This window comes from Serratia sp. (in: enterobacteria), from assembly GCF_046715635.1.
Classification (GTDB): domain Bacteria; phylum Pseudomonadota; class Gammaproteobacteria; order Enterobacterales; family Enterobacteriaceae; genus Chania.
Map to the genome: position 1 here is coordinate 1 of NZ_JBKJYW010000296.1, position 12,100 is coordinate 12,100.

12 protein-coding genes are annotated in these 12,100 nt (G+C 52.8%); all 12 read right to left on the minus strand.

Annotation, left to right across the window (positions count from 1 at the left end):
• A partial coding sequence (locus ACLQ7H_RS15035) for a fimbria/pilus outer membrane usher protein (protein ID WP_411753375.1) occupies nt 1–2,099 on the minus strand: 2,099 nt, incomplete at its 3' end.
• Nucleotides 2,100–2,181: 82 nt separating this feature from the next.
• Nucleotides 2,182–2,850 carry a fimbria/pilus periplasmic chaperone gene (locus ACLQ7H_RS15040; protein WP_411753376.1) on the minus strand — a complete coding sequence of 223 codons (669 nt, stop codon included), beginning with the start codon at nt 2,848–2,850 and terminating at the stop codon, nt 2,182–2,184.
• An 81-nt stretch (nt 2,851–2,931) separates the two neighbouring features.
• The gene (locus ACLQ7H_RS15045) at nt 2,932–3,474 is read right to left on the minus strand and encodes a fimbrial protein (protein ID WP_411753377.1); all 543 of its coding nucleotides are present in this window, start codon (nt 3,472–3,474) and stop codon (nt 2,932–2,934) included.
• Nucleotides 3,475–3,554: 80 nt separating this feature from the next.
• Nucleotides 3,555–4,100, minus strand: a complete 546-nt coding sequence (gene fimA / locus ACLQ7H_RS15050) for a type 1 fimbrial major subunit FimA (protein ID WP_411753378.1) — start codon at nt 4,098–4,100, stop codon at nt 3,555–3,557.
• 404 nt (nt 4,101–4,504) lie between these two features.
• A complete protein-coding gene (locus ACLQ7H_RS15055; RefSeq protein ID WP_411753379.1) occupies nt 4,505–5,176 on the minus strand; it encodes a tyrosine-type DNA invertase in 672 nt (223 codons plus the stop codon).
• A 596-nt stretch (nt 5,177–5,772) separates the two neighbouring features.
• Nucleotides 5,773–6,567, minus strand: coding sequence for a hypothetical protein (locus ACLQ7H_RS15060; protein ID WP_411753380.1), 795 nt, complete (start codon nt 6,565–6,567; stop codon nt 5,773–5,775).
• Nucleotides 6,568–6,633: 66 nt separating this feature from the next.
• On the minus strand, nt 6,634–7,167 hold the full coding sequence (locus tag ACLQ7H_RS15065) for a fimbrial protein (RefSeq protein ID WP_411753381.1): 534 nt from the start codon (nt 7,165–7,167) through the stop codon (nt 6,634–6,636).
• A 9-nt stretch (nt 7,168–7,176) separates the two neighbouring features.
• Nucleotides 7,177–7,659, minus strand: coding sequence for a fimbrial protein (locus ACLQ7H_RS15070; RefSeq protein ID WP_411753382.1), 483 nt, complete (start codon nt 7,657–7,659; stop codon nt 7,177–7,179).
• A 14-nt stretch (nt 7,660–7,673) separates the two neighbouring features.
• Nucleotides 7,674–8,108 carry a fimbrial protein gene (locus tag ACLQ7H_RS15075; RefSeq protein ID WP_411753383.1) on the minus strand — a complete coding sequence of 145 codons (435 nt, stop codon included), beginning with the start codon at nt 8,106–8,108 and terminating at the stop codon, nt 7,674–7,676.
• 74 nt (nt 8,109–8,182) lie between these two features.
• Nucleotides 8,183–8,938 carry a fimbria/pilus periplasmic chaperone gene (locus ACLQ7H_RS15080; protein ID WP_411753384.1) on the minus strand — a complete coding sequence of 252 codons (756 nt, stop codon included), beginning with the start codon at nt 8,936–8,938 and terminating at the stop codon, nt 8,183–8,185.
• 14 nt (nt 8,939–8,952) lie between these two features.
• Nucleotides 8,953–11,487, minus strand: coding sequence for an outer membrane usher protein (locus tag ACLQ7H_RS15085; protein WP_411753385.1), 2,535 nt, complete (start codon nt 11,485–11,487; stop codon nt 8,953–8,955).
• 17 nt (nt 11,488–11,504) lie between these two features.
• A complete protein-coding gene (locus tag ACLQ7H_RS15090) occupies nt 11,505–12,083 on the minus strand; it encodes a fimbrial protein (RefSeq protein WP_411753386.1) in 579 nt (192 codons plus the stop codon).
• Nucleotides 12,084–12,100: the final 17 nt, after the last annotated feature.

Sequence of the window (12,100 nt, forward strand, 5' to 3'; positions counted from 1 at the left end):
CCGCTCAGCCCGTAATACAGTTGGCTGGTACCGCTGCTGCGGCTGTAACCCACGTTGGCGTTGCCAGAAGCCCCTCGATAGTTCAGCGATGTGTTACCCGTCCCGCCTGAAGTGCCCGTTCCGCCTCCGGCGTAACCGGCCTGCACGTTGTAACTCAGGTTGTTATCCTCCAGTAACGTGCCATACACCCCAGCCTGATTGGTCATCCTGCCGCTCAGATCGTCAGACATGCTGTAGCTGACGCTGGAACGGTTGAAAGCGGACTGGCTGTCGGAACGCAGCCAATGGCTGAACGGGATGCTGATGTTGAAGGCCAGCATATTGTCGCGTCCGTCCTGCCAGGCATTTTTGGTCAGGCTGTAGCTGAGGGTGTAAGTGATATCCTCCAGCGTGCCGCTGTAACCGGCCTGCAGCTGTTCATCCGCCTTACCGATCCCCCAATAAGTCTGGTGGCTGCCGGTCAGATAAAAGGTCGCATTGTCGCCAACCTGCTGAGTCACCGTCATCTGCAACCGCCCACGCTTGTTGTAGGCCAGGTTGTAGTAATCGGTGAGTTTCGGAGTCAGCTCGACAATGCCTTCATCGGTTGCTGCCCTGTAGCCGCTCATCTGGCCCCAGGTCGTGTCAGCCAGCGCGTAATAGCCGCTGGTGGAATAGCGGTAACCAAGCAGTTGGAGGTTGGTGCCCCACTCATTTAATGCTTTGTTATAAAGGAAGCGCAGCGACTGCCCCTGATGGGTGCTGTCATCCGGCAAGGTGGCGTGTGCCTGGGTGATGTCAAACGATACGGCGCCGAAAATGCCCAGGTTTTTAGCTACCCCAAGGTTGAACGCACGATAGCGATTGGCAAGCTGGGTGCCGCCGGACAGCGTCCAGCCGTCGGCCAGCCCCCACATCAGGGTGCCCTGGCCAAAGGTGGGCTTCTCCTGCTGATCGTTGCCGCTGCGATACTGCCCCACCATCACTGCATATCTCACATGCCCTTGGCGCAGCAGCCCCGGTACCGAGGTATAGGGCACGGTAAATACCTGAGCCGTGCCATCGGCTTCCTGAATGCTGACCTGCAAATCACCGCCGTTGCCCGATCCCGACAGATCGTCGATGGTAAATGGGCCTGGCGGCACCGTGGTTTGGTACACCTCGAACCCATTCTGCTTGATTGTGACCCTGGCGGTGCCGCGGGCAATGCCGTGGATCACCGGAGCAAACCCTCGCTGGCTGTCTGGCAACATATTGTCATCCGTCGCCACCTGCACGCCGCGGAAGTTCACGCCATCGAAAACGTCCCCGGAGGTATAGCCGTCACCCAACGTCAGGCGACTCTGCAAAGGCGCAATGTCCCGCTGCAAATAGGTATTGACGTGCTGCCAGCGGTTTTGATTGGAACTCGATCCGCCGCCGCTGGTATAGCTCCAGGTAGTATTATCCCGCAGCCGCCAGGCCCCCAGATTCACGCCGCTTTGTAAGTTAAGGAAGGCGTAATTGCTGTTGCTCGACTGGCTGTTACGGACATTACTGCCGGAGAAGCTGTAATTGAGTAACCCGGCCGTGATGCCGTTTTGCCACTGATCAGGCGGGATATAACCACGGGCAAGGTTGCCCATGTAAGCCTGGGGAACACTGATGGACAGACGCTGCCGCCCTACGTCAAAATCAGTGGAGGCTTCCTTGATCAGCGAGGTTAAGGGTACGCAAGCTTCCGATGCCAACACGGCCATTCCTGGGACCGCCCGGGTATTGACGCCCATAGTGGCCAGTTGGCTGCGAGTCAGGCAAGGCACCAAAGCCTTGTTATCGGTATCAGCCCGGAAAGAGACATCCCGGGAGGACATAAACCCGTCATTCATATAAATGTCAACGCGGTAAATGCCCGGAGGTGCCTCAAGCCCCTTTTCGAACCCAGACAGATCGGCCACCTTCGCCGGATCGTCAGACAGAAAACGAGGGTTGAAGTAATTTTCCGCGCGAGCCGATACAACACCACATAGCGCCCACAGCATCACGGCCAAAGGCGTTAAAGTCAGCTTTAAGAGGGGGGCACCCTGGTGGTTATCTTTTATCACTCTGCGACTTTCCGTGCCGTTTTTCAGGTATAGCATGATCCCTCCGGTTCGATACAGGTCGCCCGGCTGCCTGATTTATCTGGTTATAGCTTGATGAAGTGGATGGCGGCTCCAGGCCTTACTGCATCACACTCTTGAGTGCCGGCGTTTGGGCACCGTAATCGTTGATAGTCCGATAGGAAATCGAGCTGCCGGCATCGGCAGGGAGCGCCACATTGGTCGATCCCATAGGCGATACCATGGTGTTTGCCAACAGCCGCGTACCCGCATTCAATTCGCTCAGCGTGATGAAATAGGGGGTGGGATTGACGATCGTCAGCTCTTTGCCACTACGTTTAAAGCGCAGTTGCTCCGGTGCCTTGTCTGGCGCAATATTTAGCCCATTGGGGCGGTAAAACAGTTTGATACGGCTGGTAATAGCCAATTGCAGGGTGTTCTCATCCTGGCGTGATTTGTCCAATGAGGGTATCGCTTTGACGTTTACCCAGAACAGGCTTTCCCGATCCTTCGGCAAGCTTTGATTAGTCGCATCAATAATGCGCAGCGTGTTCTCTTTTTTTCCCTGCATCAAATACAACGGGGGCGTAATAATCAGCCGGCCATCTTTTTGACCATCGGCGCTTTCTACCCAGGATTGGATCAGATAGGTACTTTTCTCATCGTTATTGCTGACTCCCAGAGTCACCTGCTTTTGATCGGCAGGATAGATCACCCGGGTAGCGCCCAGGCCGACTCCGGCGTTAGCCATGCCCACCTGTCCCGCCGCCAACAGCAGCAGCACAGACATCACCTTTCCAACCATCGAAATTGTTCTCACATTTACCTCTTCCATCAGGATCTGACCTCCATAACACTGCACGGCCAAGGCCTACTGATAAGTCAGTGCGAACCATGCCTGAGCGTTAGCCAAACCATTGTTCACCGGCTGTCCGGTGGCACGGTATTTCGCTACGAAATGCAGGGTCACCGGCCCCTCTAGCAACGGTACCCAATACCGCGGTGCAGTATTGAGTGGAATAAATCGGCCTCTGTCATCAAACAGCGCCACGGCTACGCCAGAGGCGACACCTGGCCCTTCACCAACAGAAAGCACCTGCGGATTATTGCTGTCTGCCATGCCATGGAACATCACACCCACGTTACGGCTGACCGCGGTAGTGCAGTTCTGCAGATGTAAATCAAAGGGGACTGGATCGGCCTCATCGCCAGGCAGACGAAACCGGTCGGTGGTGATATGCCCCATCGATACCGTCAAATTGCGATCTCCGATTTCCACCGAACAGGTTTCAGCGATCACTTCACCCTGAAAACGCATCAGGCCACCAAGAGGTTGTTCCTCCCAACGATCGTCAGCAACGGCCGCCCCCCCCAACAGCAGGGTTAGCAGTAGTCCCGCTCCCATTCTCCACATCGCACGCTCCTTGCCTCCGTAGCTGAAAATCAGGCCTCCCTGGCCTGTTGTAATCATCATCCTTGATAAGCTAATTCAGCTTACTGATACTGCACCTTGAAGGTCGCATCAGCGTTGGCAATACCGGCAGTGGCTACGCCGGTCGCGATATAACGAGCCTGGAATGGAACAATAACGGTGCCATCAGAGAGCGTAGTAGCCGCACTGAAGGTAGCGCCATCAACCGCTAACGCAGTACCGGTGCGATCAAGGATCTGAACGCCGACGTTGGTTGCATTACCCGCCGCAGAGCCTTGCAGGGCCAGAGCGGTAGGATAGGTAGCGTTAACCGCTGTGCCGCTGAAAGCGACAGCTGCCTGGGCTGCAACGGTAGAATCACAATCATTCAGCTGGATATTGAACCCGGTAGAGGAGCTAACATCTCCAGCGGTAGCCAGTGAAGTCGTTTTGACCTGCCCCAATTGCACAGTCTGGCCAATAGAACCGGCATCCACGGCGCAAGCCGCATTAACAACTTCCCCTTTAAAATGGATTGGGCCACCGTTGACGGTAGTCGTTGCCGCATTAGCGACGCCAGCCAGAGAAAGAACTGCGGCAATACCAGCAACCAGTGATTTGATTTTCATACTATTTTCCTTTGAACACATAATGTTTCATAACCATGAAAAAGTGTGGAGGTCGATTCCCCTGGCGGGCAACCGCACAGACTTCATTGCTACTCACGGCCGGACCTCCCTATTCCGTTCAGTTTTCGCCATCAACATGAGACATTTGGGGCTATTTTGTCTCACCCTATAAAAAAACGGTAAATACATTAATAATGAATTAATTGACTATTTTTATTATTTAAACTTTAAAATAAGAAATTAAATGCTTTGTAATTACTGGGGATATGTGTTTCTAGGTAATCTTGGATTTTACCGCGGCGGGCTGGCGCAATGGCCAAAACGTAGGAGGTGGGGATGGCAATTTACGGAGGAAAAAAAATAACCTTATTTTTCAGTTGCATGACATGTAAATCAGGATAATTCTAATACAAGGCATTGCAAAAGCTTATCTTTCGTTTAAGAATTAGGAACAGTTTAGCCCCAATTGTTTCATCTTGCGCCTGATTTTTTACCACTAAATCCTTCATAACCAATCCCTTACGATCCCACATTCCGACAAAGCGCGCCGCGTTGCTGGCGGTGTAACGTACAGTATGTCTGATGTTACGATGCCCTAGATAATCCTGGATCAGGCGGGTATCGGTGCCCCTTTCCGCCAATTCATAGCCGCAGGCATGACGCAGCATATGGGGATGCGTATGGGTAGCCGTGCCCGCCAGTTCACCGGCCTGACGGATAATGCGCCATGCCTGGCCACGTGATAACTGAGTGCCGCGTTGGGAGATAAAAACAATCTCTGGATCCACGGCAGGCTTCCACTGCGCCCTGACCTGGTTCCACTCCATAATCGCCTTGCATTCATCACTCATCAGAGGATGAACGGTAGAGAATCCATTCTTAAGCCGGCGTATATTTATCCGTCCTTCAATCATTTCAAGGTCATGATAACGCAAGTTCAACAACTCGCTGATACGAAACCCGTGGCGGAAGGCAAGCAGGATCAGGCAGCTGTCCCGTACCCCGGTCTGTTTATTCCGGGCCGCACTCATCAGGTTATGGACTTCCGTGAGAGTGAGAAATTTACGTTGTGCCACAAAAAACTCCTATTGCAATTATGCTGGATATTACTCGCTCAAGAATTAATAAAATCTGTCGCTGACAGATTGCTTAAAGCATAGCCTATTGTGCTGAATGATTACCAAATAAAAAATAACGTTAATCGCCAGCCAGCCTAAACTAAAAAAACGACAAAACCCTAAAAATTTAAAGGGTTATTTTCCATACTTCGCAGAGATAAGATTTCTCTCACAAAAAGTGTGTTTTTTAAACAAGGCCAGAGCTGGTCTGTTGCCTCAAGCCAAAGTGAGGATTTCTCCTATCTCCCCCCGCTAGACAAAAATGAGCTAAATAGAATTTTAAAATTTGTAATAAGATGAAAATAGCGTCACGCCATTTTGCTAATCAATTGTTCATGATGTTATTTTTATCCGACCAGAATGTCACATTAACCCTGGCGGTAATACATTCGCTAATTGCCTTTACCCGGCTTATTGATTGGTAAGATCAGAAAAGAGAGACAGACAAGCGGTAATAAGAACCCGTCCGGTTGGCGATCGTGGCACAGGTCAGAAACGGCTGAAGACGTCAGCCCGCAAAACGCGGGCTGCAGATTACCGTCAGGGATCAATCGTTAAAGGATATCCACATTAATTACTGCCGAGCCACGGAAAGCCCCCCCCGCTAGATTACCGTTAACCTTCAATACCGAAGAGATGGGTACGGCCATTGTTTGGTTGGCAGCGATCTTTTCAAGGCTGCCGACATTGGCTGGCTGGTCACGCACCAGCACATCCGCCATCAGTGAACCATCCGTACGCAGCTTGATACCGCTAGAGGTGTAGCCGATCAGCGTGACTTTAACCGTGGCGCTGGCAGTGCATTTAACGTACAAGTCCGAGCTTTTTTTCAATCCTGGCACACTATCGGCCTGAATATCCCCATAGCTGATGTCAACCGAACTGCCAATCAGTGAACAGGAGGGGCCTGGCGGTGGCTGCGGTTGCCAGCCATCACCGGTTCCGCTGCCATGTTCGAGAGAAACGTTGAGAGTAGGACCATCTGCAGGACGCCTGTCTACTTCTTGGCCCAGTCCGAAGAAATGCGTTTCCGAGCCTTGCAATGTCAACTTGATAGGGAGAACTTTTGCCAAAACCTCACTACAGTTTCCACTTGCCACCCCCGGCGCTGAGGCAATCAACCGTTGGTACATACCTGTGCCAGCCTTGAGTATGGCGTAAAAGTTAACTGTCTTGCCGGTTCTACACTGCGTGGTGGATCCACCGATCCCATCAGGCTGTGCCGAAATGGTCAGTTGTTTGGGCCCCGACCAACTCACATCAATTCCTTTAGCATAACCACATACGGGCATCAACAGGCCAACGATGATGGCGGTTTTTGTAAGCAATGCTGTCCCTATTAACTTCATTTCTGTTCCTTATTGCTCTGCGCTGTTGCCAGTTAGCCCTTCACAGAGGCCAAGCAGCGTCAGTCCTTAGTCATAGGTCAATGCAAAGGTCATGCTGGCACTGAAAGGGCCGCGGTTAAGGGTTCTGTTGGTAATCGCATCTGGCTCACCTTGCACATAGGCCATCATGCGCAGATAGTTGCTCCCTGCCGCTAACGGGTAGCGATGAGTCCCTAACTTATTCAATGGCAAAGGATCGCCATTGGCCGACTGAATACCAATGCCAATCCCGGATGCCTGGCTGGACGCATCCAGTGCCAGTAACCCCGGCAATGCGGGATTTTCAACCCCGGTGAACATGACCTGCACCGTTTTGCCCAGTGTCAGATCGCAGTTGCTCAAGTGCAGTTTGAATTCTCTGCTGCTGGTTTTGTGATCGCTATACAACTGCTTATCGATCACCGTGCCAAAATCCAGTTGGACAGTTTCCTCACCCGGCGCAATGACACAAGGTTCCGCTACCAGAGTGCCATGCAAGCGCATATTTTTTGCCGCCTGCACGCCCAAACTCAGCGCTAGCAGAGCGACGGTGGCACATAAATATCCCAGTATTTGCCGCATATCAGCTCCTTATTGGTATTGCGCAAGCAGCGTTGCCGTGACTTCAAACACCCCTTCTGTCAGCTCTGTGCCAGGTTTTTTAACCGGCACGGCTTCTAACATCGGTGGATTTTGCGGGTTGATAGCGATAGGCGTACCTAGCTCAAACGGCTGACCGTTCTGGTATATCTTGATACCTAGATCGGTAATATTGGTTTGCAGCGTTGCCTGCTCGAAGGCGGCGGCCGGACCGATCAGCGTCAGCACCATGCTCCACGCGGGTCCCGCCGTACAATCAAGCACGTAATGAATTTGCCTGCGGTGGTTCATCCCATCCACGCTCTTGACACCAATCTTGTCAAAAGGCACGTCAATGTCGTTGCCGTTATTGACCAGACAGGGCGGTGGCTCAATCAACGTACCGCTAAAGCTCATGTTTTCTGCCGCTTGCGACGGGCTTATGGCCAGCAGAGCAAACGATAGCAACAGTGACATCCTTGCAACCGATCTCATTCCTTTCTCCCGTTTCACTGGTAGTCGACCACCATCGTGGCTCCCGACGTAAAGTAGCCAGCGGTAAGGGTGGACCCCGGGCGCTTCACTAAAGTGGCAAACAACTTGGGCTGATTTGGCAACGTGAAATTTAGCCAGCTATTCACGGGTATTGCCTGGCTGTCACTTGACAAGGCGATCCCCAAATCGCCTTTCGAGGTTTGCAGAGCGCCAGCAAAACCGGCGTCCATACCCTGGATCTGCATGGTTAACGCGTTGGTACTGCTCGCCGAGCATTCCAATGTGTAAGGCACCGGCTGGCGGTAGTTGGTGCCATCAACCCGGGTCGTCATCACCTCGTTGGTAAAATCCACCGTGATGATTTGATCCCCGTTAATCACGCAGGGCGGCGGCAGTAAAATATTGCCCGAGATAGTCAGGTTGGAAGTCGCGGCAACGGCCGCTGACATGCCCAAAACCAGTATCAAGCCTGCAAGTCCCGTCGAAATTTTCCACGGCATAGTTCACCTCTGTTGCGCTTAGGCTATGAGTTACGTTTGCCAGGTTCTGCCTGACAGATATCACCCGCACAGCGGAAAATAAGTTCTGGGCGACCACCGAAGTCATTGACGTAAGTCAGCACTGGCGCACTGCCTAAAGCACTGGCGCTGGCGCTTAACGGCGCATTGGACTTGGGGGGCACCATCAACGGAGTAAATCCTTTGGCGCTCTGGCCACCTTTAGTGGTGCTAGCCTCAACGATGGTGATGTAATAAGGCGTTGGGTTGTTGACCACATAACGATCGCCTTGGCGCGTCAGCGTCATTTTTTCCTGCCACGGCGTGCTCATCTGTTCTTTAGTCGGCTCAATTGCTTGCGGGCGATAGAACAGCTTAATGCGTGTTTGCAACGCAATTTGCAGCGTATTCGGCTTGTCACTGCGCGGCGGGATTTCACGCAGGTTGAAATAAAACAGCGATTCACGATCCTGTGGCAATTGCTGCAAAGCAGGCAACCCCTGAACTTTCACCTGGCTTTTAGCACCAGACTCAATACGCTGCACCGGAGGCAAAACGATCAGTGGGCTGGTGATCTTATTGCCCTGCTCATCCTCAACCCAACCCTGGGCCAGATAAGGCAGATGTTTGTTTTCATTGCTGATGTTCATGCTGACAGACTTGCTGGAAGCGTTATAAATCACCCGGGTACGATCCAGGGCAATCGCCGCATTGGCCTGTGAGGTAAAGATGGCCAGCAGCAATGCGCCAGCGGTTAATAAGTGTGTTGTGGTTAATTTCATGGATCTCTTCTCGTTCAGCTTCTGTTTTCCGTTACCGGATTTTCCCCTGCGGCGATTGGCCGACAGGGCAGCAGTAAATTCTGTGTCACATCCTGCGGGATAGGTGTTGGGAGCGTTATTTCGCACTGGGTAATGCCATTCCAGTTGGCGGTCATCCTGGCACCAGGCTGAATGCCGCTCAGATAAACGCTGCCGTCATCGTTGATAATGCCAACGTCCCGCTTCTTGCTATTTTGTACCGTGGCACCGAAAGGCGGTGATGTCCCATCAGCCAGACGAACCACCGCCATCGCTTTTTCACCAGCAACCACTTCAAAGCGGCGCAAACCAATTGCACCTTCCGTCAACGTGGCCTGCTGTACCGAGCTGATGGCTTCAATCTTGTCGCCCAACGCGTTCAGATCGATGCTGAGCTGGTTGCGGTAGTAGCTGTTGATGTCTGCCACCACGGCTTTACCAAAGCGATTAGATAAGGTGGTCGCGCCATAGCCGCGCAGAGGAACGCCTGCAACTCCATCGGTATCCAATAAAATGCGCGTTCCGCCTGGCATGCCAATCCGGTGCAGAGCTGCCCCCTCCGCTGTCGCCGTCACGCCACCTTGCAGCGACAGGCCCAGAGAATTGGAGCGCCCAGCTTGATAACCGGCGTTGGCGCTCACTTGTGCGTTATTGCCCAAGTGGGTGTAGTAACCGCTGGCAACCGCGCCTTGACGGGCACTGCCCGCACTGATCTGATAGGAGTCGGCGTTATTCACGCGGCCGAAATAGCCCACCTGGTGAGTATTTTCATTGCGATCCCATGACCCGCTGTAACTGATGGAAGCGGAATGGCTCCAGGGAATGGTGAGCGCCAGATACATGCCGTCGTCGTTGGTGCCGTTATATTTATTGCGATAGGCGGTCAACGAGAGGTTAAGATCCTTGAACTTGCCCAGATCGAAGTATCTCGCCAGCGACAGGCTGTAATTATCGTTGGCGCTGTCGTCCCAATAGGTCTGGTGGCTGTAATTGATAAAAGTGCTCAGGCCCAGATCGACGAATTGCTTATTGAACGTAACGGTGTACATCTCCTTGCTGCTCTGGGAGCGGGTACCGGTAGTCCGTGCGTCCAAAAATTCGCTCATGCTCATAAAGTTGCGTTCAGAGAAGCGGTAGCCGGCAAAAGTCACCTGGCTGTCGTACTCTTCAAAACGCTTGGAATAGCTGAGGCGGTAAGAGTTACCAAACAGCGATCCCTGCTGTGGCAAATTAGCCCGGGATTGGGTGACATCGAACGACAAAGCACCCAGCATCATCAGGTCACGACCCACCCCCAACGCCAGCGCGTTATAGTCATCGCCCCCGACGCCTCCACCGTACAGTGACCAACCGTTGCTCACCCCCCAGGAAAATTCCCCGGTGGCGAACAGTGGCCCATTGACGTTGTGTTGCCAATCGGTCGGCCGGCCTGCCGCGACTTTATAGCGTAACGAACCTGGACGGGTCAGATACGGGATGCTGGCGGTGTTCACGGTAAACTCCCGCACTGTGCCATCCTGCTCCTCAACGCGAACCAATAGCTGGCCGGAGACCGCATCATTCAAATCCTGAATGCGGTACGGACCCGGCGCAACCTGAGTTTCATACAACACACGGCCCTGCTGGGTGATGGTCACCTTGGCATTGCTTTTGGCTACGCCACTCACTTCGGGGGCATAGCCGCGCAGGTTCGGTGGCAGCATGTTGTCATCGGTATTGATCGTGATGCCGGTGAAGCGGAAGCTGTCAAAAATATCGGAGTTGAGATAATTCTCCCCCAACGTCAGGCGGGCAAGCAGCTTGGGTAAGGCGCGATAAGCGTAATAACGGCTCCAGTCCAGGCTATTTTCGCCGTCGGTGCCAGACTGATGCTTCATCTGCAACTGCCAATCGGCGCGCAGACGCCAAGGGCCAAAGTTGGCCCCGGTGGTCCCATTACCGCTCAGGTTATAGGCCTGATCCTGGTGCTGCTGGCGTGTGGTCAGGAAATTCAGGTTATAGTCAAACAACGCACCTGTAATGCCGTTATCCCAACGGGAAGGCGGATCCCAATCCTCAGAACTGTATTCAAGATAGGCTTGCGGCACGCTGAGCTGCAGGGCTGAAGTCGCCAAGTCGCCCTGTGCCATCAATCCCGGGATGCTTTGCAGATCGATACATTGCCGATCGTTTTCCCAGACAATCTCCTTGAGCACGCGGTCTTTCAGGCCTAACAAATCGATCAGTTCAGGTGTCAGACAAGGTACGCTGCTCTTAGGGTCTGCTTCAGATGGCGCGAAGGTGATTGAACGCTCCGCTACTTGTTGCCGGTTGAGAAACACCGTCATAGTGTAAGTCCCTGGCATAATATAGCCGCCGCGGGAGAAATGGCTGAGATCGAGATTTTCCCGATCTTTAATATCTAACACATCAGTATTGAACTGGATATCATCTGCGGCATGAGTAAGATAAACCGGGCTTCCCAGCGATAAGGCAATATAGACCCACAATCCGCGGAGCCGGAAAGTGAAATTCGCGACAGGTTTGGCCATCGATAAAATTCCGTTTATCAGTAATAGTCCATTTTGAAACGCACGGTGGAACGATACTCACCGGCTCGCAGTATCTGGTGATTCGGCAACAGGTTTATGGTGTATTGCAGGAGCTTATCTCCGGAGCTTAACCCTGACAGGGGCATAGCTACGCCGGGGAATGCGATGTTGCCTAGTTGGTCTTTGATCTGTAGCCCAACGCCTTGGGCCTCGCCATCAATACCCAGTAAAGCGCCATCCTTAATCCCATCAAAGGTAACGCGGAATGCCTGCCAATCAGGCATAGAGGGATCAAAACGTGGCAGGGTGCAGTTAATTAAACGAATGACAAAAGGTTTAGCGATACCATGCCCATCCAGAGCAATCTGTGACGCAGGAACGGTGATCATTTCAATAACTTGCTCACGGCTGCTCATCTCAATGGCGCAGGCAGTTTCAATAATGTTGCCTTCCATGACGACGCGGCCCCGTCCTATAAACGTTTCCGCCGTTGCGGTGACGCAAAACAGAGCGCTGAGCAGGCAACTCGCCACGATATATTCCATTTTGTTCACGCCGCTCATTCCCTTCGACACCATGACCTTAAGAATAAACATGCGGGTTTCCCCGCATG

Bases quoted from the DNA above. Each gene is read 5' to 3' on its own strand.
- ACLQ7H_RS15060 (WP_411753380.1), bottom strand. From the start codon at position 6,567: ATGAAGTTAATAGGGACAGCATTGCTTACAAAAACCGCCATCATCGTT.
- ACLQ7H_RS15070 (WP_411753382.1), bottom strand. From the start codon at position 7,659: ATGAGATCGGTTGCAAGGATGTCACTGTTGCTATCGTTTGCTCTGCTG.
- fimA (WP_411753378.1), bottom strand. From the start codon at position 4,100: ATGAAAATCAAATCACTGGTTGCTGGTATTGCCGCAGTTCTTTCTCTG.
- ACLQ7H_RS15040 (WP_411753376.1), bottom strand. From the start codon at position 2,850: ATGTCTGTGCTGCTGCTGTTGGCGGCGGGACAGGTGGGCATGGCTAAC.
- ACLQ7H_RS15065 (WP_411753381.1), bottom strand. From the start codon at position 7,167: ATGCGGCAAATACTGGGATATTTATGTGCCACCGTCGCTCTGCTAGCG.
- ACLQ7H_RS15045 (WP_411753377.1), bottom strand. From the start codon at position 3,474: ATGTGGAGAATGGGAGCGGGACTACTGCTAACCCTGCTGTTGGGGGGG.
- ACLQ7H_RS15090 (WP_411753386.1), bottom strand. From the start codon at position 12,083: ATGTTTATTCTTAAGGTCATGGTGTCGAAGGGAATGAGCGGCGTGAAC.
- ACLQ7H_RS15080 (WP_411753384.1), bottom strand. From the start codon at position 8,938: ATGAAATTAACCACAACACACTTATTAACCGCTGGCGCATTGCTGCTG.
- ACLQ7H_RS15085 (WP_411753385.1), bottom strand. From the start codon at position 11,487: ATGGCCAAACCTGTCGCGAATTTCACTTTCCGGCTCCGCGGATTGTGG.
- ACLQ7H_RS15075 (WP_411753383.1), bottom strand. From the start codon at position 8,108: ATGTCAGCGGCCGTTGCCGCGACTTCCAACCTGACTATCTCGGGCAAT.